Below are 25,002 nucleotides of genomic sequence, written 5' to 3'. Positions count from 1 at the left end.
ATATACTTGCGACCTCCTTTTCTTTAATCATAATATTTCAATTAGTATTATACCATTTAACACAAATTATAACAATAAATATTTAGAAATTAATTCTTTCTTAATTAATCTCTTGAACTACTTTTTTACTAGCAATGCATTACTAATTTTTTATAAAACATATAATTTATTGACTATTGAAAATTTTTATGTTAAATTAACAAATATTAGTATGCTATTACTAACTATAAATTTAAGGGAGGGTATTCAAATGAAAAAAAGATCAATAAAGACTTTATCTTTCGGTATTGGATACTCCACTGCTGTTTTCTTTTAAAATTATTGGGTAAGGGATAACTATGCCTAATTATCGGTATTTGTGCCCATTTATTCCTATTTATGCAAGTAACAATAAAAGAAAATAGTTAGAGTATGTTCAAAATAATTTGATATTAAATTTACTTGAACATTCTATTAGATTTAAAGGAGTAATAGAGATGAAGAATAATATAAATAATAATAAAAAAGTAGTTACAAGGTTAAACCCATTAAAATATCCTAAGCCAGTTGGCAAATATAGTCATGTGACACATATTGCTAAAAATGCCGAATGGTATAGCTTTTCTGGACAGATTGGAATTGATATTAATGAAAATATTCCAGAGGATTTTAATGAACAAGTAAAAAATACCTTAAACAACATTTCTAATTTGTTAAAAAGCCAAAATTTATCACCTGAAAATGTTGTAAAAGTTAATATTTGGGCAACTGAAGAAATTGATTGGGATTACTTTGACGATTTATGGGACCATTTATTTAATGTACCGTCACCATCAATGACAATTGCTTATATTACAGCATTAGGATTACCAGAATTAAAAATCGAAATAGACATTTGGGCAGCTAAATAATAACTAAGTATAAATATTAAAATGAGCTGTTTTTAAATAGTATTGATAATATATAAATTTTTAAGGGAAGTCACTTTATTTGTGACTTCCCTTAATTTGCATTTTAAGAATATTATATGCCATATTTTATTCGGCATTTTTATATTTTAGGTGTTTTCCTCCGTACTTATCTATCTATTTAATTACTCACTATAAAAAAACATGTACTATCTTATAATCTACTTATGTATCTATAGCTATTTTACTCCATAGCTCTTAATAAAATATTTTTAAATCTAAAATATTTTAGTTATATTAATTAAGCAAATATTATATTATAGTAATTATAGAAGTTCGTTATATTTTTAATTATTTAGGCACGTAAAAATTGCCTTAACTAGACGGAGGTTATTACATGAACTATTTTCGACATATAGACAATTACAAAGAGATATTTTTCATTCCACCAGAAGAATATTCATTACATTCTTCAAAGGAAATATTATCTCATTCCTTAGGTGCTACACTTTACATAAATCCTCTAAAAGAAAATTTATTTAACAATATATTAGTTCAGAAAAAATTAGGCGCAAATACTATAATAATTTGTTTAGAAGATGCTGTATCCGATTCAAATCTTGCTATAGCAGAAAAAAATCTTATTGAAACGTTTATAGAAATAGAAACTAAACTTTCAAAGTGTGAAATTTCTTTAGAGGATCTTCCTCTTTTATTTATAAGAGTTAGAAATGTTAATCAATTTGACTTCTGTCTTAAGAATTGTCCTAAATCTGCACTTTGTGGATTTGTTTTTCCAAAATTCACAGCTTCCATAGGAGCGGAATATTTTGATAAGTTAGAAAAGTATAACTTGGAAAATAATACACATCTTTATGGAATGCCAATCTTGGAATCCTATGAAATTCTATACAAAGAACATAGATTTAATGAACTTATAAAAATTAGAGATATATTAAAAAAGTATAATTCCTATGTATTAAACATAAGAATTGGTGGAACAGATTTATGTGGAATTTTAGGAATTAGACGTGGAATTGGTAATACTATCTATGATGTAGTATCCATTAGTGATTGTATAAGTGATATTATAAATATGTTTAAACCAGAAGACTTTGTAATATCGGGAGTTGTACATGAATATTATGATATTCACAATATAGATGTATTATCTGGCCTTATTAAAGAAGTACACCTAGATATTATAAATGGGTTAACTGGTAAAGTGGTAATACATCCAAAGCAAGTGAATGTAGTCAACTCTCTATATGTTGTTACCTATGAAGACTATATAGATGCTAAGAAAATAGTTGATTCTTCTAGTAATGGTGTATTAAAGAGCAATTTTAATAATAAAATGAACGAAGTTAAGCCTCATTTAATGTGGGCTAAAAATATTTTACTTAGAGCAAAGATTATGGGGGTTTTAAATAATGGATTTACTTACAAAGACATATTGTCTAGATCATCTCAATTTTAATATACAAAATAAATTACAGTTAGATATAGAGATAACAGAAAATCAATATAATATTCCCTACAATGCCCTATTTTCTGTAGCAGCAAGAAAAAATCCTAAAAGGAGTTTTTTATTTGTTAGCAAAGTTATTGGAAAACATATACCTATGTCACCTTATAACTTAAGGCTTATAGGAAATATTCTTGCAAGAGATTATTTTTCTAAAAAAAATAATATAGTGGACAATAATATAGAACCTTTAGTTGAGGATTTAATAAATATTAATACTACTTCCATTAATAAAATTTCAGAAGATAGTTTGCATATTTTAAATGAAAAATTGACTCTAAATAAAAAAACATTATTTATAGGCTTTGCTGAAACAGCTACCGCTTTAGGACAGGCTGTTGCATCTTCTTTTGAAAATGCCTATTATATTCAAACCACTAGAGATGAATTACTTTCATTAAAATCCTATTGTCTTTTTAAAGAGGAACATTCTCATGCTGTTGACCATCTTATGTATCCTCTTAATAACGAGCTACTTATGAATTGTGATGAAATTGTACTTGTAGATGATGAAATTACCACTGGTAAAACTTCATTAAATCTTATAAAGGAACTAAATAATAATCTAAAATGTAATAACTTTTCTATTATATCTATTTTAGATTGGAGAAGTGCTGATAATTTAAAACTTTTTAATGACATAGAAGATATCAACTTATCTGCATTTTCTCTAATTAAGGGAAATTTTAATTGTGAAAAATCTGGTGAAGTAACTGAAGTTAAAACTGATATTGTAACTTTAGATAATACAATTTCTTCTGAGGAAGTACTAATAGATCATAAAGAAAATATAGAGGAATTTCATAGATATAGTGGTAGATTTGGTATGACTCCTTATGATTGGAACAATTTATTTAGGGAAGTAGAAAAGGTTACAGAAATAATTAAAGATAAAATTGATGATAGTCCTACTTTATGCCTTGGACATGAAGAGTTTATATTTATGCCAAGCCTTGTAGCTTGTAATTTAGGTGATAATGTACTTTTTCATTCATCTACTATAAGTCCAATATATTGTGATTATAGTTATGAGTTCTATGGGATAAAAAATAAAATAGAAATGGATTCACTATTTAACAAATCTAATAAAAATTATATCTATAATATTCCTATTGGAACTTATAAAAACTTAATTTATTTCACTGAAAGACCATTAAATAACAAAAGTAAAGAAAGTTTATTAGAAAAATTAAAGAACTTAGGAATTTTAAAGGTTATCTTTGTATCCTTTAAAAGCTAATTAAGGTGGTTTATATGATGAATTATACTACATTTTCTGGAAGTTATAATACTTCTGATGTAATATTTTTATTAAAAGATATTAGTAATTTAATTAAAGAAGAAGATAATTTAACAAGAGAAATAGCCATGGATTCAGGAACTCATTATTCAGAAATGTTACCTATTGAATATCATCCTAGTGAAGAGTATATGAATATATTTTATAGTACTCTACAACGTTCAAAGAATAAAATGGCTAATTTAATTCGAATAGTAGGCGAAAAAATTTTAAATAAAAATATGGATAATTTAGTTTTAGTATCTCTTGCCCGAGCTGGTACCCCTATTGGGATCTTAATAAAAAGATATATAAAACTAAAGTATAAATTAGATCTTCCACATTATAGCATTTCAATAATTAGAGATAAAGGCGTAGATAAAAACGCTATAAAATATATTATAGATAATCATCCAAATTGTAATATACAATTTATTGATGGCTGGACTGGAAAAGGAGTTATTCAAGATACCCTAATTTCTTCTTGTAATGATTTTTATAGGGAGTATGGAATTAAATTAGATCCATCTCTTGCTGTTCTTTCTGATCCAGCATACGCTTCAAAGATATATGGAACAAGAGAGGATTTTCTCATTCCTAGTGCCTGTCTTAACTCTACTGTATCCGGTCTTGTGAGCAGAACAGTTCATAATGATAAATTTATCTTTAAAGATGACTTTCATGGCGCTAAGTTTTATAGTGAATGGTCAAATATTGATGTATCAAATTTCTTTATTGATGAAATATCTAAGTGTTTTAATGAATTAACATCAGCTGAAAAGGATTGTGTTATAAATAAGAAGGATACTATTGTAGATTATAGAGGACTTTCTGAGGTAAATCGTATAAAAAAATTATTTAATATTAAGAAAATCAATCATATTAAACCTGGTATTGGAGAAACCACTAGAGTACTACTTAGAAGAGTACCTTGGAGAATATTAGTAAATTCTTTAGATAATCCAAATCTTATCCATATATATAAGCTTGCTGAAGATAGAGGGGTTCCTATAATGGTTTATAAAGATATGTCTTACAGTTGTTGTGGAATTATTATGGAGATGAAAAGATGATTTATGCTTCAGATTTAGATAGAACACTTATATATTCTAATAAGTTTTTTAAAGAATTTAAAGAATGTCATATGAATAATCTTATGGTGGCTGAATATAAAAACAATTCACCTACTTCATATGTTTCCTTGGAAATTGAAAATTTATTATATGAAGTAAATAAAAGAATAACTTTTATTCCTGTTACCACAAGAGTGCAACATCAGTTTAAAAGAATAGAACTATTTAATAAAAAAGTAATTCCTAAATATGCTGTTATGTGTAATGGTGGAGTTATACTTAAAGATGGTGTTCCTCTTAATAGTTGGGATAAAATCATAAAAGAAAAACTAAATAAAATTCCACCTTTAACTTTGATGATAAAGTATTGCAATTTCCTAATCAATAGCTCTTATATAGAATCTTATTCCCTTTGTGAAGATTTATATTTATGTGCTATTTTAAAAGATAAAAATCTTTTAGATAATATTCTTATCCAAAAGGCCCAAACCATTTGTTTAGACAGTGATTACACTGTAATAATTCACGGTAGAAAATTATATATAATTCCACTATGTATAAACAAGTATTCACCTCTTGAGCATATAATGGAGATTGAAAATGACTACGATTTATATAGTTCAGGAGATTCTGAATTTGATCTACCTATGCTTATAAATTCTACTGTTGGAATGGTACCTAAACATTCTCCAATGAGAGAAAAACTACTGATTGACAACCATAAAAATATCTATATTACTGAAAATATAGGAGTTAGAGCTTCTGAAGAAATATTAGAAAAAGTCCTTAGTCATATTTATAAAAACAGAGTTCGTTGAACTCATTTTTCCGGATTGCACCCCTTTAAATGGACATAGATAACTCAAGCTCTATCTAACATATATTTGCTAGATAATATTCATGAGGAGGTACATATCCTATAGAAGAATGTATCCTCTCATTGTTATATCTATATACAAAGTCTTCTACATCATAAATAATATGGTTTAAAGACATATACATTTTACCTGTAAGGCATTCGTCTTGCAGGTATCTATGATAAGACTCAATATAAGCATTATAATTAGGACTTCTAACTGGTATTCTTTCATGAAGAACTTTCTCGTCTAAACATGATTTTTCAAAGTTACCACTAATAAACTGACTGCCGTTGTCTGTTCGAATGACAAGATTGAATTCAGTATCTTTGAGTCCTCTTATATACAAAGCTTTAATTAGTACTTCTTTAGCAACCTTTCCGGTGCAGCTAAGATCTATTGAATGTGCAACAATTTCTCTATCATAAACATCTATAATTGATGTTATATATGCTGTCTTTCTAGTTCCAGCTATAAAAGCATACTTTATATCCATTTGCCATAACTGATTTGAGCCAGTAATTTTTCTTTCTTTACACTTTCTTGATATACGTTTAACTACGCTTTTTTTATTTAGAGATAAGAGCCCCATTATTGCCATTAGGCGTCTTACCTTCTTTTTGTTTATCTTTAAATTATAATTGCGTCTGAGAATATATGTTATCTTTCTATAACCATAATATTTTGATGTTTTTCTTGTTTTTAGCTCTTTTATATACTTTTGAATTTGTATATCATAAACTTTAAATCCCCTAAAAGTGTAACTGTATCCAGAAATTCTTCTTCCAACATTATTATAGTTACGATTAGGCCTACTATTTATATATGCGTAATAAGTAGATCTACTAACCTTAACTATTCTAAGAACCATGGCCTTAGAATAGCCAAGATTAATATATCTATTAGCAATTTCAATTAATTCAGTTAGAGTAGGTTCTTTTTTTTTAATAAGTCTCTTAAAATCTTAATTTCTAGTTCTTTTTCTTCTAAATCTTTTTGCATTCTTTTATATTCCTTTTTATAATTTGGAATAACTTCATTTTCAACAACTTCTTTTGGCTCCAATGTTTGTTGGTATCTTCTATAGTTATTAATCCACTTACTTAAAAGATTTGGATGAATACCATATTTCTTAGCAATTAAAATATTACTTCCTGCTTCTAACGCTTTCTTAACATATGAAACTCTTTCTTCTTCTGTAAACTTACGAATAAATTTCTCAGACATAAATAGACCCTCCTAACTTTATCTTTATTTTATAATTTTAGAATTATGGTGTCCATTCTAATTAGGGGGCCTATAGGTTCTTCATTGTCAATTGTCAATCCTCAATTGTATAAGGTTTCCCCTGAGGTGCAGTACAGTTCGGAGTAATAATCAATGAATTTAATCAATACTATAAAGATACGTAATATAACTAAAGTATTGCCTAATATATTAAACCTCCATCCATATCCTACTGCACTCTCAGAGATCTAGGCAAAAAATAGCTGCATATTAAATTTGTGTAGCTATTTTAATCTTATTATAGACCCCAGGGGTGGAATTTAACTTCCCAGCTTTTGCTGAGAAATAGCCTCAATTATAAATTAAATTATGAATTGGTCTATTCCCATGTTTTCCTCAATAACTTTAGGGTTGTTTTTATTGATAAAAAATATGGTTGTAATTGTTCCAATTAACCCTATAATAACAAATATCATACAACTAGTTGTATTGAATATATCACCCATTAATGTAGGTATAATTACAGCTATAGTATTATTTGTCATATGGGCAATTATGGCTGGCCATAGAGATTGTGTTTTATATGTTATAAATCCAAATATTATTCCTAGTAAGCTAGCATAAACACCTTGAATAAGGTTAGCATGATATATTCCAAATAAAATTCCTTGAATAATTATCGTAACTGGTATTGATATATTTTTACTTAAAGTTCTATATATAACTCCTCTAAATAAAAATTCCTCTGCAAAAGGTGCTACTATTCCTATTGTTAATACCATAATAAATAAATTTCCTTCAGTTAATGGATTTAAAATCTCATTCATGCCTTGAAATTGTTCCATAAGCAATCCATTTAATTGTAACAAAGCTAAAACTCCAGAGTTAAATAGCCATACACATGTACCTATTAATACTGCTGTGACTATATTCATAAGTTTTGTCTTTTTAAGAAGTATTTCTTCAGTTAGTTTTTTCTTTCTAATTGCATATATTATTAAAAATATCAGTACTGTTACTATAGAAGATATTAATAATATATAATTCAATTTTCCTGCAACTTCATTAACTACATTAGTCATGCCTTGTTGTTCCATGTTCAGCAAATCATTGTGACTTTGTTTATAAACATATTGAAGTCCTATGAGCATTCCTCCAACTATAGACACAAGTACCTGAATAATAAATGCCATTAATAAATATCCAAGTGCAGCAAAAAAACTTTTTAGTTTATTTCCCATTCTAATCCCTCCTTATAATAATTATTAGAAATATATTCCACTTAATTATATCTTATATCACTTAAATTTGATAATTCATATAAAATCTTTATACTTAAGTTAATATAAATTTTAAAATCATGGATAAAACTATATAGAAACTTTTTAGAAAATATAAAATAAAGGTGGAAATTCTAAAAGAATTTCCACCTTTATTTTATATTTTTCCATATCTTATCACAGATCTTTAAAGCTCAACTACTTAGCCACATTGGCAGCTACATTTAATACATCCCAAGTTCTAGCAAAAGGTGGTGCATAACATAAGTCTAACATACCTAATTCCTCTGTGGTCATTTTCTTAAATATTGCAGAGGCTAACACATCTACCCTTAACACTGCACCTTTTTCACCAACAATTTGTCCTCCAAGTAATACCTTTGTCTCACCATGGTAAATTAACTTTACATAAATATCACTTTGTCCCGGGTAATAATTAGCTTGATTCTTATCCTGTATAAATACTTTTTCATAGTTTATATTCATTTTGATTGCATCTGCTTCAGAAATTCCTGTTCTACCTGCTTCTAAGTTCATTACCTTTATTGCTGCAGAGCCTAAGGTCCCTTGAAAAGAAACTCTCTTCCCTGCAAGATTTTCTCCAACAATTCTTCCTATTTTATTTGCTGTAGTTGCAAGTGGTATATATACATTTTCTTCTTTAATTAAATGATATACACTAGCACAATCTCCTGCTGCATAGATGCCTTTTATACTAGTTTCACCATATTCATCTATAACTAAAGCTCCATTTCTAAGCATTTCAATTCCTGTAGTTTCCAGAAAACTAGTATTAGGTCTTACTCCTGTACATATTATTACTAAGTCTGCTCTATAGCTTCCCTTATCTGTGATTACTTCTTCTACTTTTTCAGTTCCTTTAAAGGCCTTAACGGACTCATTTAAATTAAGCTCTACTCCATGATTTAATAATTCTTTTTCCATAATTGAAGTAATCTCTTCATCAAAGGTATCTGGTAGAACTCTAGAATCTAATTGAATTACTCTTATATTCTTACCTAGTTTTTTCATTGCTTCTACAGTTTCAATACCAATGAAACCTGCACCTATTATAACTACATCCTTAATTTCATTCTTTTTAGCTACTTCTTTTATAGCTATTCCATCGCTAAATTCTTTTAAAGTAAATACATTCTTTAAATTTTTATTCTCTATAGGTGGTATTATGGCACTAGCTCCTGTAGCAACCATAAGCACATCATATTTATCATCAAATATATTTCCTGTAGATAAATCTTTTACGGTTACAGTTTTACTTACTGGGTATATTTTTAAAACCTCATGCTTTGTTTTTACATCAATTCCACTCTCTATGAACTTATTTAATGGTCTTGCTATCATGGTATTAGGATCTTCATAGAAATCTCCTACATAATAAGGCAATCCACAAGCTCCCCAAGAAACCACATCTGATTTTTCATAAACCACTATTTGAGAGTTAGAATTTGTTCTTTTAGCTTTTGATGCAGCGCTCATTCCTGCCGCTACACCACCTATAACTATAATCCTCATAAGCCTTCCTCCAATGCAAAATTTTAGCTAGTTTCTTCAATAGATTTGTTATTATATATTTCCATATCTAATTCATTCATAATCTTTCCTGAAACCACTCCTGTTACTATCGAACCACTTACATTTAATGCTGTTCTTGCCATATCTATTAGTGGTTCAATAGCAATTAATAATCCTACTAATCCTACTGGAAAACCTAATGCAGAGAATACAGTTAATGCTGCAAAAGTTGCACCACCACCTACACCTGCGATTCCAAAGGAACTTAGTGTAGTTATAAGTATCAACTTCACTAAAAATCCTGGTGCCATTGGATTAATACCTAGTGTTGGTGCTACCATCACTGCAAGCATCGCTGGATAAATTCCTGCACATCCATTTTGACCTATACTAACACCTAGTGATGCTGAAAGATTTGCAACTCCTTCTGAAACTCCTAGTTTATCAACTTGAGTCTTAATGTTAAGTGGCAATGCCCCAGCACTAGTTCTTGATGTGAAAGCAAAGATAAGTACTGACGCTGATTTTTTAAAATAGGTAATAGGATTTAGCTTAAATATCATTAGGATAATAGAATGTACAATAAACATTATTAATATAGCTACATATGAAGCTACTACAAATTTCATAAGTCCGAGAATTTGTGAAAATTTACTTGTTGAAACCATTGTTGTCATAAGAGCTAATACTCCAAAAGGAGTTAATCTTAAAACTAAAGTTACCATACGCATTACCACATCATGTAATGCATTTAAAAATCCAATAAATATTTCTGCTGATTTAGGTCGTTTCTTTTTAATTCCTAGTGTTGCAACTCCAATAAATCCTGCAAAAAATACTACTGATAATGTAGGTGAATCACCTTGCCCTGTTAACGAATAGAAAGGATTTGTTGGAATTATATCTATAATTTGTTCTTGAACTGGCTTTTGCTGCAAATTAGTTAATTTTTCTTCCAGTTCTTCTCCTCTCTTGATCTCTGTATCTCCTGTTTGCAATCCTTCTACACTTAATCCAAAAGTATTAGCTGTAGTTGCGCCTACTAATGCAGATACTGCTGTAGTAAGTAAAAGTACAATTAGAATTGTGCCCGTAAGCTTTCCAAGATTACTGGACTTTTGATTAATTATAGCACAAGTAATTGACACAAATATAAGTGGCATTACTATCATTTTTAATAATCTTACATATCCAGTTCCAATTACATTAAACCAGTTATTAGCTCCCTCAATAACTGGAGATTCCACTCCAAAAATAATTTGAAGTATTGCTCCATATATAATTCCTACTATTAAGCCTGTAAGCACTCTAGCAGTAAAAGAATAGTGCTTCTTTTGCATCCAAAATATTGAGCCAATCAAAATAGCCATTACTACTATGTTTAAGATTATTAATAGTGTGTCATTCATTTTTTCACCTTCTCCTTATTATAATATTTACCCTATATTTATAAATGCTGTTAATCCATTTAATGTTACACTTTAGTTATAAATATAATATAACCCATTGTTTGCATAATATTAATTAGCATAAACTCTTTCTTTATCAATTGTGAATTCAATGGTTTCAGCTGTTATACCTAATAAATATCAATAATTTTCATATATATTAATTTTAGAACTTTATATTTATAAAACACATAATACATATATGTTTAGTATGTTTAAGATTTTAGCTCTGTAAAGATAAAAAGTCAATAGGTTTTCAAAATTAATTTTTATAATACATATATTGTTAGTATGATATTGACTTTAATATTATTTATAGCTTACCTATAAATAATATTAAACAACTATATTTGAAAAAAAGAAAAAACTGTTGAGAACAAGGTATCAGCACTAGAATCTACTATGCAGTCATTCGTCTTTGAACCATTTGATAATGCAATTGAAGCAGCTTTGAAAAAATTACATTATATGAACCAGCAAATGAATATGAAAAACAAATAGAAGATAATAACTTTATGTTTTTTATTTAGTTATTATAATAAATAATCTAAAAAAATGTGACAAAGTTACTTGGTAAAATAACTTTGTCACATTTTTTATATAGTAGCTACTAATTGAAATAAATTTTTCTCATGATTAAATCATATTACTAGCTTTAAGCCCTATTTCATTTAGAAAACCCTGTAATTTTTCTTTATCATCTTTATTTACTTTAAGTTTCACTTTTTTATCATAAAAATTATCATCATATTTATGTACATAAAATATTATATTTCCATTTCCTCTTTTATTTTCGTTACACCATTGATATGATTCAACTTTATTCCATTTATAAATCTCTTTTCTTATATAAACTCCATCATCTCTTATTTCATTTCTTATTCCTGTTAACAGTTTTGGGATGCCCATACATATAATCATTATATTTGATTTTAATACAACCATATCGACATCTACTTCAGTGATAAAAAATAATACACTAAAAATGATAGCCCATGTTGTGGTCACTATTCCATGTAGGAGGTCATTATTAACCTTAACCCTTCCCTTAGTAATAATTACTCTGTGTTCCTTGATTTTTCTAAGCTCAATTATTAAGTCTTTCGCTCCAAATACAATTACAAATATAAACAAAATATTAAATATATATTCTTTCATAGTATACCCCCATATATCCTCGTCAAGAATCAATCTATTTATATCTTACATCATATGGCTAATTATACTATAATTGTTAGCAAAGCTCCAATGATTCCATCTTTTATTATTGAACTATATTATAAATTAAAAGTAAAAAAACTCTTACCACCATTTTATGATAAGAGTTTTAAGCATTTCTAAAATAATAACTTGTTATTTACTTTTAAAATTTAATAATACTGCTGAGTTAATGATAACTGCAACAGATCCTACATTATGCACTAAAGCACCAAGTATTGGATTTAAAATACCTGTCATTGCTAATATAATAGCTACAAAATTAAGAAGCATAGAAAGAGACAAATTCCATCTAATTGTGGTCATGGTTCTTTGTGATAGACTTAATAAGTGAGGTATCGATTTAATATCATCACTGACAAGGGCAATATCTGCTGCATCAATAGCAATATCGCTGCCAATTCCCCCCATTGCAACACCTACGTATGCCTTTTTAAGAGCAGGTGCATCATTAATTCCATCTCCAATCATGCAAACCATCTCATTTCTATTCTGATATTGCTCAATTGCAGACATTTTATCTTCTGGCAAGCATTCTGAGTGAACATCGTTAATGCCTACACTTTTAGCAATATGAGAAGCTGCTTGAGGATTATCCCCAGTTAACAATATGCTTTCTACCTTGATTGATTGAAGCTTTTTAATCATCTCTACAGAATCTTTACGCAGTGTATCTGATAGAGCTATAAACCCAGATTCACAACCATTAATAGCAACATAGATAATTGTACACCCCTCTTTTGTGTATTCAGATGCCTTGTCCAACATGTCTTTAGATATTATTACAGAATTTCCCGCTAACAATTCTGTATTTCCTGCAAAAATTGTATTATCTGAAACTATTGCTTTAACACCACGCCCTGCAATAATTACAAATTCTTGCGGTTCTTCTAAAACTGTGTCTGATGTATTTCTAAAATGTGAAACAATTGCTTTGCCCAATGGATGCTCAGAACGTAGTTCAGCAGAAGCTGTCAGTGTCAATAATTCTTCTGAACTTATATCATCATTAAAACTTTGAACTGCCACAACAGAAGGTTTACCATAAGTGAGAGTACCTGTTTTATCAAAGGTAATTCTAGTTACTTTTGATAGTCTTTCTAATGCATCTCCTTCACGGACAAGAATACCGTATTTCGTGGCATTTCCAATGCCTGCCATAATAGCAGTAGGAGTTGCAAGCACTAAAGCACATGGACAAAACACAACAAGAATTGTAACTGCACGAATAATTTCTCCTGTAATAAACCACGTACCTACCGCGGATACAAGAGCAATAACAACTATCCACGTAGCCCATCTATCTGCCATACCAACAATTTTAGCCTTACTTGCATCAGCAGACTCTACAAGTTTAATCATTCTTTGCAGTGAGCTATCTTCACCAACCTTGGTAGCTTCCATATCAAATGCACCAAATTGATTTACTGTTCCACTAAAAACCTCATCCCCTACACCTTTATCAACTGGTAGTGATTCACCTGTCATTACCGATTGATTAATAGAAGTTTGTCCAGAAATAATAATGCCATCAACAGCAATGGTTTCCCCTGGAAGTACACGAAGCATATTTCCAACTTGAACTTGTTCAGCAGGTATTATGTTTTCTACTCCATCACAAACAACTCTTGCAGTTCTAGGGGTAAGATGTATCAATTTTTCAATACCAACACGTGCTTTTGCAACAGTACGTTCCTCTAATAAAGCACCAAGTGTCATAATAAAGGCAATTTCCCCTGCAGCAAAGATTTCACCAATAATTACAGAAGCAATTAAAGCTATAGATACTAATACATCTGCTTTAATATCAAATTCAGTAACCAGTCCAATTATCGCTTCTTTAATAATTGGTACACCACAAAAAATAATTACAATCCATGCTAAATCAATAGGCATAGGTATTAAATTAAAAAAGCTAATAATAAGTGCTATTGCTGAAATTACAAGTAATCCAATTGTACGCTTTTCTTCATCTTTCATTAATAATTTTACTATAGACATAAATATCACCCTTTCTATATACCTATAGGGGTATATGTATATACTAAACTTTAAATATAATATTTGTCAATAAAAAAAGTAGTCAATAACATGACTACTTTTTGATAAATTATGACATTCTTGAAAAATGTTCTATTGCTTTTGCAAATTCTTTAATTGTCTTTTCAGCGTCTCCATGTTCAATACCATCTTTTACACAATGACTTAAGTGCCCTTCTAATACCACTTGTCCAACCTTATGTACCGCATTTTTAACCGCATTTATCTGAATCAAAATATCTTCACAAGGTACATCTTCATCAATCATTCTATCTATAGCATTTAATTGCCCTATAATCTTTTTAACTCTTCTGTGCAAATTATCTAAATCCATACACTGGCGCATAATAACATCCTCCATTTAAATTTAATCTCATTATCAATATGTAGAAAGAATAGCATTACCATTTCCTAATGTCAATTTAATAATTCCTATAATGCATTTAACATCTAAACTTCTTAAATTACAAATGTAGTAAAAAGCACATTGTTTATGATACAATTCACCCTATCGATATAACTTGAAACTTTTAATACTGATACTAAATAAAATCTCTTCTATACTACTTCCAATTAGCTGCATTTTTTAGTGCAATTTCTATTAATTTGCTCATTGGTTCAGATATACTTTTATTTTTATGGTATGCAAGCTGAGTTGAAAACTTACCTAATGATTCTTTTAGTTCTATCATCTTAAGGCTTCCTTCCTTTATCTCATCTCTTACTGTGTATAAAGGTAAAAATGAAATGCCAAGACCATTCATTACACACTTTTTAGTAGCTTCTATACTTGAAAATTCTAAAGGATTCTTATATCTTATTTTTTTCTGCTTTAAATAATTTTCAAAGGCTATTCTAAAACTACACCCATTTTCACTTAATATGATGTTTTCTCTTGCTGTCTCACTTACCAGGTTAGTAGATAAAAACTCTAAATCTGCATCTGGTGAAGCAATAATTGCCATACATTCATCTTTTAAATTTTTAACTACTAAATCTCTGTCTATAATTTGAGGTTCAATGGTAAATATAATATCTATCTCTCCACTATGCAATTTGCTTCTTAAATCACTACAAATTGAATTCTTTAAAATAATGTTCACATTTGGAAAGTTTCTTTTATATTCCTTTAAGATTTCTCCTAGTCGATATATAGACAGCGATTCTCCTGCTCCAATAACCAAATCACCTGATATACCTTTTTGTTCTGATGTTATATTCTTAATTTCTTTATAGACATCAAGCATTTGTTTTGCATATGGAACTAACTCCTTACCTATATTAGTTAAAACAATTTTTTTACCTAAGCGATCAAATAAAACTTCCTTTAATTCATTTTCTAAGATTTGAATATGAGATGTTATAGTAGATTGAGCATAACCTAAATGCTCTGCTGCTTTTGAAAATCCTCCAAGTTCAACTATAGTTATAAATGTCTGTAAATGTCTAATTTCCATCGTTCTCATCCCTTTATAATTTAATTATATAATATAAATTATAGTATCATATATTTCGATTATTTACTTCATTTATTTCAATTTTACTGATAACGTAAATAGCGTTATACTTAAGAACATCAGATATAGATGTTCCATTTTTAAATTTAATCTATGAATTTATAGAACTCTATTATTAAATCGTTTAAGTTTTCATTAAAAGGAGATGATTGAATATGAAAAAAGTATTATTACTTCTTGCTAATGGTTTTGAAGCAGTAGAAGCAAGTGTTTTTACAGATGTTATAGGTTGGAATAAGTTAGAGGGTGACGGTACTACAGATTTAGTGACCGCTGGAATGAGAGAAAAGTTAAAATGCACTTGGAATTTCACAGTAATTCCTGAAATGCATATAAGTGAAGTTAATATTAATGAATTTGATGCCCTTGCAATACCAGGTGGATTTGAAGAGGCTGGATTTTATGAAGATGCTTATGATGAGGATTTTTTAAACATAATAAGAGAATTTGATAAAGCAGGGAAAATTATAGCTTCTATTTGTGTTGCTTCATTACCTGTTGGAAAAAGCGGTGTACTAACTGGTAGAAATGCCACAACATATAATTTATCAAATGGTAGAAGACAAAAGCAATTAGCTGAATTTGGTGCTAATGTAATTTGTGATGAACCTATTGTTATAGATAAAAACATAATCACTTCCTATAATCCATCCACTGCTTTCGATGTAGCTTTCAAGCTTTTAGAACTGCTTACATCTCAAGAGAACTGCAACAAAGTTAAGCAGTTGATGGGATTTAATTGTTCCATTAAATAAAAAGTCTCCTGTCTAGACAAACTATTGAAAATACTTCTATAAATAAAGGATTAGGTCTTTTTAACCTAGTCCTTTTGAGTTATAAATCGTCCTTTATTTTTTTAGATATTACTTCTTAAATAACTAATATCTAAATATATCATTTGTAGGTCAAGTTTGCCCTTTATTACTCAATTATATTAATCCTATAACCTATTAACTCTAAATACTCTTTTTGTTTTGCAAGTAACAATTTTCTCTAAAATCCAAGTGATCTATGATACAGTTCATCATTAATATACTTTAATATTTTTCATTATCAGACTTTTCAAAATTGTCAATTGACAGATTTTTCTTATAAGCATATAATCTTATATATAAGATTTATTATAAAATACAATATGTTCTTATGGAAGGAGAGATGTTATATGTTAGCTAATTTAAAGGTGATTGTTGCTTAAAACTAAATATGAGCGAAAATGTAATTTTGAGGGTTGTTCTACCCTCTATTAGTGTTGCATTTCTGTAGCTATTGATAACCTTTCATAAACATAAATGACTATTGAGGATAAATAAAACTACAGTATACCTGTTTTTTGCACCCGCAGATAGCATCCAGTTTTGAGGTTGCTTACTGCGGAATTTTTATGCCCATTTTTAGAGATTATTGATCTTATTATAGGAAAAGGAGATTTTAAAATGGCTGAAAAAATATTAAATCAATATGTTATTTTAAAAGAATATATCTCTGAAAAAGATTATAAAGAAATAAGTCAACTTGAGGAAATTTGCAATTTAAATGATAAATCCAATCTAAAATTAGAATTAGACTATAGACTAAATATGCCTAGAAGTTCTGATATAGGATTAAAAAACGTCAATGAATTTCTTTATTATGTAGATAAAACTTTAGTATCATACATTAACATTTCAAGCTTTGGAGGCAATATAAGTGAGATTATTGGTATGACTCATCCAGATTGGAGAAGAAAAGGGTTATTTAAGAAGCTTTTTAAACTTGTTATAGATCAGTGCCAAAATAGGAACTTTAATAAAATATTACTACTATCAAATGGTAAATCTAACTCTGGAATTGAGTTTATAAAATCTATAGGAGGAAACTACGATTTTTCAGAGTATAGAATGAAACGCTCTGATAAAACTCCTATAGGAATGGAAAATTCTATTACTCTAAGAAAATCAAACAAATTAGATGCTAAAGAAATTCAAAAGCAAAATACAATATTTTTTAATCTTGATAGAGATGATATTGAAAATTTTATAGATAATGATAATATAGTCACATATATGATTGAGCTTAATGGTGATATTATAGGTAAAATTAGAATCGAATGTAATGATACCTCATCCTATGTAGCTGGATTTGGAATATTACCTGATTTTAGAGGCAAAGGCTGTGGAAAAGCAGCTTTAAAAGAAGCTTTACGCTTAATAAATGAAAAAAACATATATGACATAGAACTAGATGTAGAAACTAAAAATGCTAATGCTCTAACCTTATATAAAGCTTGTGGTTTTGAAGAAAAATCTATAATGAATTATTATGAGTATAATATTGAATCTTAAGTGATTTCATACTAAATTTAAAAAACTATAGTTTATAAAGTGATTCTAAGGTTAAGATGAAGTAATTCTCTCTCCACCTTAACCTTAGAAAAGCTTATTCATAGATATATTTTAATACTTAACTCAATATATCTTTAATGTAAAATAGCTAGTTAAAGATGCAAAATATATGCGTATTGGCTAGTTATTCTATTCTTAATGAAAAATATCTAAATAATTAATAGAAAAATTTTTATTATTAAACTATGTTTTAATCCAATGATAAAACTTTTCATAAATCTAGAAAGAGATTTTTCTTTACCCCTAAGTAACTTTTTAAGGAAATTATGTATTAGTAAGTGTATTTAAATTATATCTAAAAATAAGTCCATCTTCCCCATCTGGATGCTTAAATTTTAAAAAGCCTAACTTTTCAAATACATTTCTTGATTTTAGATTATCTACATAGACTTCTGCAATCACAGCATTGGCATTTAGTTTATTTGTTGAATAATTTATAAAACCACGAGTAATTTTTTTGGCATATCCCTTATACCAATGCATTCTACGTAATCTAAACCCAATTTCAAATTCTCCATTTTTACTTGTTTTAACTATAAATGCCATACCTATTTTTGTTTTTTCATCTTTGTTTTCAACACAGAATGCTCCTGTTCCAGGAAGATTTGAATATTGACCTATCCATTTTTTAATATCCTTTTGACACTCTTCATAGGACATAGAATCCCAACTATTAAATCTAATACATTCCAGATCATTATTAATATCATAGATTAAATCAATATCTTCATGATTAAATTCTCTAATAATAAGCCTTTCAGTTTCTAATATCATTTAATCCTCCCCCAATACCACCTCATTAAATACAGTTATATCATATCCGTATAATAACATAATTTTAATAAAATGTATGTTGTTGTGCAAATATCCATTGTTTTTCTTTAAAATCACTTATCTCAGTATAACGACCTCTGTAAATAAACTTAAACAAATGGACGATCAAATCTTTTATCAAAAGCATTGTTTTGTTTTAACATTTTATTCCACCATATATTGCCTAAACCTATATTAGCAATAAATTAGAACATCTTAAGTTTAAAGCTTGCAAGTTCATATTTAAGATAAAAGCCAGTTTTCTGCTTCAATTACATCTTTAAACACTCTAAAATCATTACCTTTATTGGCTTCAAAAACCATTTCTCCAAATCTTCCCTTAATCTTTTCTTCATTTGATATAATAGCTGCAGCCCTTATATTATAATTAATTAATTTTTGAAGCATGGTTCCTGCTAGTCCTGTTCTAAGGTTAAAAAAATCTTCTGAGAATACTTCGCCATGAAGCATTAAGTAGTTACATCTATGCTCCATGCAAGAACCAATAATATCTAATACATCTTGTTCAGAAAAAATTTTCTTTCCCTTTGGAATATATTCAATATATGTTTTATCATTTTTATTCACTATTCTATAATCCACTTTGACTACCTCCTCATCCTTAAATTATAGCTCTCTTTGCTCTACTAATATGGAAATTGTGCTCATCATTTCCTCCATGAATTTTACTCCACCCCACAGCATTATTCTTAACCTATTTTCACGTTCATAATAATTCATATTAATAGTTGAGTTAGCCATTTTACTATCCTTAGTATTCATCATAGCTATGAGCATATTAGATATTCTCATGTACTCATCCTTATTTATTTCATTAATATCTACAACAGTAGATACATTTATTTTTTGTTTTACAGTTCCTACTTCTTCACTAGAAGTTGAAAATTTAACATTTTCTTCTCCACTTGTATTTTTACTTTTTATATTAACATTATTTTTCTCCATAAAAATACTTAAATCATGACCAGAAATTCTCCACTGCTTTCCAACTTTATTAGCTCCAAGCTTACCTTCTGTTATAAATTTTCTTATAGTCTTATGATGCATACCTAAAAGCTCTGCAATTTGATCAACTGTATAAAATTTGCTTTCCATAAAAAACATCCTTTCATAATTACTTTATGAGTTGATTATAATAAATTTTATTACACCCGTCAATTACTTTAATGCATTTTATTATACTTTATTGTACTTTATTGTCCCCTATTAAGTTCTATTAACTCATAAAATTCCTCTTTTGTATAAATTGTATCAATTAAATTTTTATTTAAACAATAAATTATTATATGATTTATAGGCATCACATTTATCTTCTAAATGACATGACCTGTATATCAAACCAAAATAAGCAGCAATCTCTTTAGTTTCCTCCACTTAACATAGAATAAAAATTCCCCTTTATAATTAATCTTAGTTATATTATAAAGAGGAATATACGACAACTGTATGTCGCATATTATTTGAAATGCGACATAAAAACACCACATAATTCAACTTTGAATAATGCGGTGTTCATGTAAATTGTTCACTTTTTCGGTTGAAAAGCTTACTACTTTAATAATCTATAATACATTTATTGGAATATGAATGTCAATAAAAAGAAAGTCCCTAAAATTCTATTCAACATCATGACTATATCCTACAATATCAATTTCATTGCCTAAAGACTCAATAATCTTATTATACAAAGGACATTTAAGCTTTATGCATGTACCTAAATGAATAGCATCAACACCTCTTTTTTTCATTATTCTTGCTCTATCCAATACTTGATTCACAGAATTTTCACTGCACCCATTGCAGTGAGCAAAACATATTATTTCTGAATTGCAATCATAATTTTTAAAGGATGCCTCTCTATCATTAAAAGCTTTAAAACATCCAAAACTTGAACATTCTCTACTCTCATTATAACAATTTATAATGCCAATTTTACTCATAATTATAAACAACTCCTTATACAAATTTATTTTATGCGAGTAGTATAACACTTTTAACAACAGAAAATCTTCCTGTATTTCACTACGTAATTTTTTGTTATTTTATATAGGATTGAGACGTAATTAGTTACTCTTTTGATTTAACTAATGGCAATTATACCACATTTACATTATGATTAAGGATTGCTTTTATAATAAATGTAAAATAACAATATTCGCCAACACCGCATTATTCACTTGTCAAAGAGCATCGTTCGTACTTTTAATTCTATTAATTACGTCGCAATATAATCAAATTGTGACGTAAAAAATATCGCAAATTCATCTCTGAATAGCGCGATATTCTAATATGTTATTTATGTTTTTAACTTAATGATATGCAAACTAATAAGCTCATCAACAAACTGGAAATTTATTTTTTTATTGATATCAACTAAAGCGCATAAAAGAGGAGCAACTATTGTAATCCAAATGGCAATAGTTATTTGAAATTTCCCTCTCAAATTCTAATTTGGAATCAATTATACATAATAAAAATACCGTAAAATTCAATTTCAGAATAATAGGGTATTTTATAAATAATCCATTTATAACTTTTCTATTTTTGTTGCATATATAAGGTATTAGGATAAAATCCAAGCTTCTTATAAAAACATATCGTTGATTCATTCTCCTGGGATACAGTTACCCCAATCACTTTACCATTCATTTCCTTCATCCATTCTATGTGTTTGGATGCAAGTTGCCTCCCGATTCCATTACCTCGGTTACTCTCATCAACATGTAGTGATTGAAGCTCTCCCGTTCCATCCACTATGGTTGATATACAATATCCTATATATTTGTCATTACTTTTAGCTACAGTTATTTTCATTGTATCTTTATTAAACATAGAAAAAGCCTTTATTCTTTCATCAAAGCTAATGGAGCGATATGATTCTTTAAAGTATTCTGAACTATTCTGATGATAGAACCTGTTCTTTTCCCAAAGGTCCTTGATGATGTCAATGTCACTATAAGAAATATCAAAAATCTCACTCATAATTATCTACCCCTTAATATATTTATTGCATATAATTATACAATTGTAACTAAAACATGTCCATTTTATAACATAATTTCAAATATCGTATTATTCAATTTTCAAAGAAGATTTTTATTAATTAGTTCATTCTATATTTGAATTGCGAAACAAAAATACCGCAAAATTCATTTCTGAATAATACCGTATTTAAGTAAATTATTTGTTTTTTGATTAAGCATACAATTTTAGAGTTCGCAGTTTTGACTGTAAAAATTCGGAATTCTAAATTGCTATCTACAGACGAATAAATTTATAAAATTGTGATTTTATAATTATCATTTTATTACATAGTTACATTTCATTTCATTAGATAAAATAACTTATAAATGGAAATACTACTTACATAAATGAACTAAAAAGGATGTGATTAAACTGGAGTTATCACCTAGACTCTATCATTATTTTGTTAGACCAAAATGGTTTACTGAAAAATACATAGAAAATAAACTTAAATTTATACTTGATGATTATAATTTCACAAACAAAAGTATATTAGACTTTGGATGCGGAATAGGATCTAATAGCATAATGTTTAACCCTAAAGATTACTTAGGAGTAGATTATGATAAAAAAAGAATTAACTACGCTAAAAAAATGTTTTATCCATATAAGTTTAATTCTTTTGATGGAGTTAATTTACCTGCTTCCTCTAATTCTATAGATTATATTGTAATTATTGCAGTACTACATCATATCAACAAAGATGATATAACAAATTACTTAAACGAATTTAGAAGAGTCTTAAAACCTACTGGTGAAATTATAATAATTGAGCCATGCTTCTTTAAAGATTCTCAATTAAGTAACTTTGCAATGAAATTTTTTGATAAGGGGAAATTTATCCGCTCAAAAGAAGAATATGTTAAAATATTCAAAGATGATACTTGGCAAATTAAATCTCTCAAAAGATTTAAGAAGTGTATTGTGTATAATGAGATTTTCTTTAGCGTGGCTCTAAATTAATAACGTTCCTTTTAATATTAATTTTTTAATTATGCATAATATAAGGTTATATATTTAATAGAGATAAAAAATTTTTATAAGTTTAACAAAAGTAAAAGAGGTAGATATTGAACTACCTTCTTTTTGTCTATTAATTATTTTTCTGTTTAAAATTATTAACTTAAGTGATATTCTAGTAAATAAAGTACACTACAAGTATCTTTCAAACTTGAGTCTTGCAAATTTATTTATTTAATTTTAACTACAATATTTCATACTCATTAAAATCTGAATCATTTAGATTTTAACATAATTTATTTCTTATACTTAAACGTAGTTAAGGCTTTAACTTTAAATTATCTACAAATTAGTTCTCTTGATAATATTCATGATTCTTCTAATCCCGTATTATTCAATTTTCAAAGAACATTTTTTCTTAATTAGTTCATTCTATATTTGAAATCTAACGTAAAAACACCCCAAAATTCAAAATTGAATAATGCGGTGTACATGTAAATTATTAGTTTTTTAGTTGTTGCATTAAATACAAATAATGTGACATAAGGTTTCTATTCTAATTGAGAATTAATTAAGATTTTTTAATTCCTGAGAAGATATTTTTTCTATAAGCTTTTCTGGATTTACTATTTTACCTAAATTGTATTTTTTCCCTTCTTTCTCTATTTCCACTACATCTCCTGTATCTAATACTGCTTTTAAAAACTCATCTGGAGTTATATTAGAATTTACCTGACAGCATAAAGTATATAAAGCTGATACATAAGGAACAACCCAACTAATTGCACCGTCTCTATAAAATACATAATCTGAGTTTCCTGTAGGTGATGCAGTACACCTACTGCTCATTGGTATCATAAAGGTCTTTTCTATATTAAATGCTTCGTAATTTTTAAAAAATTCATCTTTCCAAAATAAATCTGGCTCATAATTTTTAAAATCATCTGGATTTTTCATACTTTCTCTTTCAAGTCCCCCAAATTTAACTCCATAATGTTTTTCAAAGTTTGAAGAAACCACTAATATGCCTTCATTTTTAGCTCTTTTTACTGCTGACTCTACCTCATTAACTCCTTTTTCCCTTTTATTCCATCCTATAGACATAGAAATGACTCTTATCTTTTTTTCTTGAGGTAGAGTTTGATTTATTTCTATAATTCTATCTATAGATTTTGCTAAATACTTAAAATCATTGCGAAGACCAGTTACCATATTACTTAAAGTAGCTTTTCCATGAGTATCTGCAATGTAGTATAAATCTGCTTCTGGTGCAACACCTACAGTTTTTCCCACTGCAATAGAGCTAACAGCTGCCCCATGCATAGATGCACCACCCTCTTCATAATTATGAATTTCTTCATAAAACTTTAATCTATCTTTATATTCTTCATGGTTGACTAAAAGAGTTTGATCAATAATAGCCATGCTCACTCCTTTTCCTGTAATACCTTTTTCATGAAGTTTTCTTAAATTCAATCCTGGGTTTTTTCCATATTCCATAATAGTTTGTCTATCAAATTCTTTTGGGATATCAGAAGGCCATTTTGTTTTACTATCAAAATCTGCATACATTAAATCCTTTAAGTTATTTTTAATATTAAGTTCTGATAAATCATAGCTTCTTAAATCAACCTGCCACAGTTCTTCTGAGTTTTCATCATATTTAGGAAGTTCTTTAAGCTTTCCTCTTTTATAATCCACAGCATTAGGCACTCTAGCTATTCCACTATTTCCATTCACCTTAGAATTTACATATTTGCCTAGTGGAAAATTGAAGGCAAATATTAAAAGTCCCCCTAAGATAATAACAAGTATAAAAAATACTTTCTTTTTAAGACTAAATTTCTTGATGTTATTTAGCATTATTCTTCCTCCTTATCATCTTCATTTTAGTACTAATAACCATATGAAGAAAT

General features: G+C 28.1%; 23 protein-coding genes. 8 read left to right on the top strand and 15 right to left on the bottom strand.

Features of this window, described 5'->3' with window-relative positions; genetic code table 11:
• Nucleotides 1-476: 476 nt before the first annotated feature.
• The 5 genes from ACY1IQ_RS00345 to ACY1IQ_RS00325 all read left to right on the top strand — a co-directional run bounded on the left by ACY1IQ_RS00345 (nucleotide 477) and on the right by ACY1IQ_RS00325 (nucleotide 5,585).
• Complete coding sequence (locus tag ACY1IQ_RS00345) at nucleotides 477-890, top strand: RidA family protein (RefSeq protein WP_461612079.1); 414 nt, start codon at nucleotides 477-479, stop codon at nucleotides 888-890.
• Nucleotides 891-1,284: 394 nt separating this feature from the next.
• Nucleotides 1,285-2,367 (top strand): HpcH/HpaI aldolase/citrate lyase family protein, encoded by a 1,083-nt coding sequence (locus ACY1IQ_RS00340; protein ID WP_461612078.1) that lies wholly within the window; start codon nucleotides 1,285-1,287, stop codon nucleotides 2,365-2,367.
• Nucleotides 2,321-3,655, top strand: coding sequence for a phosphoribosyltransferase domain-containing protein (locus ACY1IQ_RS00335; RefSeq protein ID WP_461612077.1), 1,335 nt, complete (start codon nucleotides 2,321-2,323; stop codon nucleotides 3,653-3,655). Before ACY1IQ_RS00340 ends, ACY1IQ_RS00335 begins: the two co-directional genes overlap by 47 nt.
• A gap of 17 nt (nucleotides 3,656-3,672) precedes the next feature.
• On the top strand, nucleotides 3,673-4,767 hold the full coding sequence (locus ACY1IQ_RS00330; RefSeq protein ID WP_461612076.1) for a cysteine protease StiP family protein: 1,095 nt from the start codon (nucleotides 3,673-3,675) through the stop codon (nucleotides 4,765-4,767).
• Complete coding sequence (locus ACY1IQ_RS00325; protein ID WP_461612075.1) at nucleotides 4,764-5,585, top strand: hypothetical protein; 822 nt, start codon at nucleotides 4,764-4,766, stop codon at nucleotides 5,583-5,585. The genes ACY1IQ_RS00330 and ACY1IQ_RS00325 overlap by 4 nt, the downstream gene beginning before the upstream one ends.
• A gap of 55 nt (nucleotides 5,586-5,640) precedes the next feature.
• On the opposite strand, the gene ACY1IQ_RS00320 is transcribed toward ACY1IQ_RS00325, so the two are convergent.
• The 9 genes from ACY1IQ_RS00320 to ACY1IQ_RS00280 form a co-directional block, all read right to left on the bottom strand.
• Nucleotides 5,641-6,519: an IS3 family transposase gene (locus ACY1IQ_RS00320; RefSeq protein ID WP_461612344.1), complete on the bottom strand. Its 879-nt coding sequence runs from the start codon at nucleotides 6,517-6,519 to the stop codon at nucleotides 5,641-5,643.
• Between the two features lie 29 nt (nucleotides 6,520-6,548).
• The gene (locus tag ACY1IQ_RS00315) at nucleotides 6,549-6,851 is read right to left on the bottom strand and encodes a transposase (protein WP_461612074.1); all 303 of its coding nucleotides are present in this window, start codon (nucleotides 6,849-6,851) and stop codon (nucleotides 6,549-6,551) included.
• A 362-nt stretch (nucleotides 6,852-7,213) separates the two neighbouring features.
• Nucleotides 7,214-8,092, bottom strand: a complete 879-nt coding sequence (locus ACY1IQ_RS00310) for a lysostaphin resistance A-like protein (protein WP_461612073.1) — start codon at nucleotides 8,090-8,092, stop codon at nucleotides 7,214-7,216.
• Nucleotides 8,093-8,329: 237 nt separating this feature from the next.
• Nucleotides 8,330-9,664 (bottom strand): CoA-disulfide reductase, encoded by a 1,335-nt coding sequence (locus tag ACY1IQ_RS00305; RefSeq protein WP_461612072.1) that lies wholly within the window; start codon nucleotides 9,662-9,664, stop codon nucleotides 8,330-8,332.
• A gap of 23 nt (nucleotides 9,665-9,687) precedes the next feature.
• Nucleotides 9,688-11,073, bottom strand: a complete 1,386-nt coding sequence (locus tag ACY1IQ_RS00300; protein WP_461612071.1) for an L-cystine transporter — start codon at nucleotides 11,071-11,073, stop codon at nucleotides 9,688-9,690.
• 675 nt (nucleotides 11,074-11,748) lie between these two features.
• Complete coding sequence (locus tag ACY1IQ_RS00295) at nucleotides 11,749-12,270, bottom strand: hypothetical protein (RefSeq protein WP_461612070.1); 522 nt, start codon at nucleotides 12,268-12,270, stop codon at nucleotides 11,749-11,751.
• Nucleotides 12,271-12,465: 195 nt separating this feature from the next.
• Nucleotides 12,466-14,331 carry a heavy metal translocating P-type ATPase gene (locus ACY1IQ_RS00290; protein ID WP_461612069.1) on the bottom strand — a complete coding sequence of 622 codons (1,866 nt, stop codon included), beginning with the start codon at nucleotides 14,329-14,331 and terminating at the stop codon, nucleotides 12,466-12,468.
• A gap of 109 nt (nucleotides 14,332-14,440) precedes the next feature.
• Nucleotides 14,441-14,716, bottom strand: coding sequence for a metal-sensing transcriptional repressor (locus ACY1IQ_RS00285; RefSeq protein ID WP_291566611.1), 276 nt, complete (start codon nucleotides 14,714-14,716; stop codon nucleotides 14,441-14,443).
• A gap of 217 nt (nucleotides 14,717-14,933) precedes the next feature.
• Nucleotides 14,934-15,827 carry a LysR family transcriptional regulator gene (locus ACY1IQ_RS00280; protein ID WP_461612068.1) on the bottom strand — a complete coding sequence of 298 codons (894 nt, stop codon included), beginning with the start codon at nucleotides 15,825-15,827 and terminating at the stop codon, nucleotides 14,934-14,936.
• Between the two features lie 215 nt (nucleotides 15,828-16,042).
• Between ACY1IQ_RS00280 and ACY1IQ_RS00275 the strand changes: the two genes are divergently transcribed.
• Both ACY1IQ_RS00275 and ACY1IQ_RS00270 read left to right on the top strand, forming a co-directional pair.
• Nucleotides 16,043-16,642, top strand: coding sequence for a DJ-1/PfpI family protein (locus tag ACY1IQ_RS00275; RefSeq protein WP_461612067.1), 600 nt, complete (start codon nucleotides 16,043-16,045; stop codon nucleotides 16,640-16,642).
• Between the two features lie 678 nt (nucleotides 16,643-17,320).
• Nucleotides 17,321-18,208, top strand: coding sequence for a GNAT family N-acetyltransferase (locus ACY1IQ_RS00270; protein WP_461612066.1), 888 nt, complete (start codon nucleotides 17,321-17,323; stop codon nucleotides 18,206-18,208).
• A 324-nt stretch (nucleotides 18,209-18,532) separates the two neighbouring features.
• On the opposite strand, the gene ACY1IQ_RS00265 is transcribed toward ACY1IQ_RS00270, so the two are convergent.
• The 5 genes from ACY1IQ_RS00265 to ACY1IQ_RS00245 form a co-directional block, all read right to left on the bottom strand.
• Nucleotides 18,533-19,042 (bottom strand): GNAT family N-acetyltransferase, encoded by a 510-nt coding sequence (locus tag ACY1IQ_RS00265; RefSeq protein ID WP_461612065.1) that lies wholly within the window; start codon nucleotides 19,040-19,042, stop codon nucleotides 18,533-18,535.
• A gap of 282 nt (nucleotides 19,043-19,324) precedes the next feature.
• Nucleotides 19,325-19,684, bottom strand: coding sequence for a DUF4180 domain-containing protein (locus ACY1IQ_RS00260; protein WP_461612064.1), 360 nt, complete (start codon nucleotides 19,682-19,684; stop codon nucleotides 19,325-19,327).
• Nucleotides 19,685-19,708: 24 nt separating this feature from the next.
• Entirely contained in the window at nucleotides 19,709-20,197 is a 489-nt protein-coding gene (locus tag ACY1IQ_RS00255; RefSeq protein ID WP_461612063.1) for a helix-turn-helix domain-containing protein, read from the bottom strand.
• 521 nt (nucleotides 20,198-20,718) lie between these two features.
• Nucleotides 20,719-21,042 carry a CGGC domain-containing protein gene (locus ACY1IQ_RS00250; protein ID WP_461612062.1) on the bottom strand — a complete coding sequence of 108 codons (324 nt, stop codon included), beginning with the start codon at nucleotides 21,040-21,042 and terminating at the stop codon, nucleotides 20,719-20,721.
• A gap of 598 nt (nucleotides 21,043-21,640) precedes the next feature.
• Nucleotides 21,641-22,084, bottom strand: coding sequence for a GNAT family N-acetyltransferase (locus ACY1IQ_RS00245; protein ID WP_461612061.1), 444 nt, complete (start codon nucleotides 22,082-22,084; stop codon nucleotides 21,641-21,643).
• Between the two features lie 405 nt (nucleotides 22,085-22,489).
• Here ACY1IQ_RS00245 and ACY1IQ_RS00240 point away from each other — a divergent pair, with 405 nt between their 5' ends.
• Nucleotides 22,490-23,089 (top strand): class I SAM-dependent methyltransferase, encoded by a 600-nt coding sequence (locus ACY1IQ_RS00240; protein WP_461612060.1) that lies wholly within the window; start codon nucleotides 22,490-22,492, stop codon nucleotides 23,087-23,089.
• Between the two features lie 564 nt (nucleotides 23,090-23,653).
• On the opposite strand, the gene ACY1IQ_RS00235 is transcribed toward ACY1IQ_RS00240, so the two are convergent.
• On the bottom strand, nucleotides 23,654-24,949 hold the full coding sequence (locus tag ACY1IQ_RS00235; RefSeq protein ID WP_461612059.1) for a S8 family serine peptidase: 1,296 nt from the start codon (nucleotides 24,947-24,949) through the stop codon (nucleotides 23,654-23,656).
• Nucleotides 24,950-25,002: the final 53 nt, after the last annotated feature.

Source organism: Clostridium sp. Marseille-QA1073 (genome assembly GCF_054863625.1).
This window is presented reverse-complemented; position numbering and strand designations above follow the sequence as displayed.

What these genes read in the sequence shown, in the direction of transcription:
- ACY1IQ_RS00345 (WP_461612079.1), top strand. Translation starts at nt 477, where the DNA reads ATGAAGAATAATATAAATAATAATAAAAAAGTAGTTACAAGGTTAAAC.
- ACY1IQ_RS00340 (WP_461612078.1), top strand. Translation starts at nt 1,285, where the DNA reads ATGAACTATTTTCGACATATAGACAATTACAAAGAGATATTTTTCATT.
- ACY1IQ_RS00335 (WP_461612077.1), top strand. Translation starts at nt 2,321, where the DNA reads ATGGATTTACTTACAAAGACATATTGTCTAGATCATCTCAATTTTAAT.
- ACY1IQ_RS00330 (WP_461612076.1), top strand. Translation starts at nt 3,673, where the DNA reads ATGAATTATACTACATTTTCTGGAAGTTATAATACTTCTGATGTAATA.
- ACY1IQ_RS00325 (WP_461612075.1), top strand. Translation starts at nt 4,764, where the DNA reads ATGATTTATGCTTCAGATTTAGATAGAACACTTATATATTCTAATAAG.
- ACY1IQ_RS00315 (WP_461612074.1), bottom strand. Translation starts at nt 6,851, where the DNA reads ATGTCTGAGAAATTTATTCGTAAGTTTACAGAAGAAGAAAGAGTTTCA.
- ACY1IQ_RS00310 (WP_461612073.1), bottom strand. Translation starts at nt 8,092, where the DNA reads ATGGGAAATAAACTAAAAAGTTTTTTTGCTGCACTTGGATATTTATTA.
- ACY1IQ_RS00305 (WP_461612072.1), bottom strand. Translation starts at nt 9,664, where the DNA reads ATGAGGATTATAGTTATAGGTGGTGTAGCGGCAGGAATGAGCGCTGCA.
- ACY1IQ_RS00300 (WP_461612071.1), bottom strand. Translation starts at nt 11,073, where the DNA reads ATGAATGACACACTATTAATAATCTTAAACATAGTAGTAATGGCTATT.
- ACY1IQ_RS00295 (WP_461612070.1), bottom strand. Translation starts at nt 12,270, where the DNA reads ATGAAAGAATATATATTTAATATTTTGTTTATATTTGTAATTGTATTT.
- ACY1IQ_RS00290 (WP_461612069.1), bottom strand. Translation starts at nt 14,331, where the DNA reads ATGTCTATAGTAAAATTATTAATGAAAGATGAAGAAAAGCGTACAATT.
- ACY1IQ_RS00285 (WP_291566611.1), bottom strand. Translation starts at nt 14,716, where the DNA reads ATGCGCCAGTGTATGGATTTAGATAATTTGCACAGAAGAGTTAAAAAG.
- ACY1IQ_RS00280 (WP_461612068.1), bottom strand. Translation starts at nt 15,827, where the DNA reads ATGGAAATTAGACATTTACAGACATTTATAACTATAGTTGAACTTGGA.
- ACY1IQ_RS00275 (WP_461612067.1), top strand. Translation starts at nt 16,043, where the DNA reads ATGAAAAAAGTATTATTACTTCTTGCTAATGGTTTTGAAGCAGTAGAA.
- ACY1IQ_RS00270 (WP_461612066.1), top strand. Translation starts at nt 17,321, where the DNA reads ATGGCTGAAAAAATATTAAATCAATATGTTATTTTAAAAGAATATATC.
- ACY1IQ_RS00265 (WP_461612065.1), bottom strand. Translation starts at nt 19,042, where the DNA reads ATGATATTAGAAACTGAAAGGCTTATTATTAGAGAATTTAATCATGAA.
- ACY1IQ_RS00255 (WP_461612063.1), bottom strand. Translation starts at nt 20,197, where the DNA reads ATGGAAAGCAAATTTTATACAGTTGATCAAATTGCAGAGCTTTTAGGT.
- ACY1IQ_RS00250 (WP_461612062.1), bottom strand. Translation starts at nt 21,042, where the DNA reads ATGAGTAAAATTGGCATTATAAATTGTTATAATGAGAGTAGAGAATGT.
- ACY1IQ_RS00245 (WP_461612061.1), bottom strand. Translation starts at nt 22,084, where the DNA reads ATGAGTGAGATTTTTGATATTTCTTATAGTGACATTGACATCATCAAG.
- ACY1IQ_RS00235 (WP_461612059.1), bottom strand. Translation starts at nt 24,949, where the DNA reads ATGCTAAATAACATCAAGAAATTTAGTCTTAAAAAGAAAGTATTTTTT.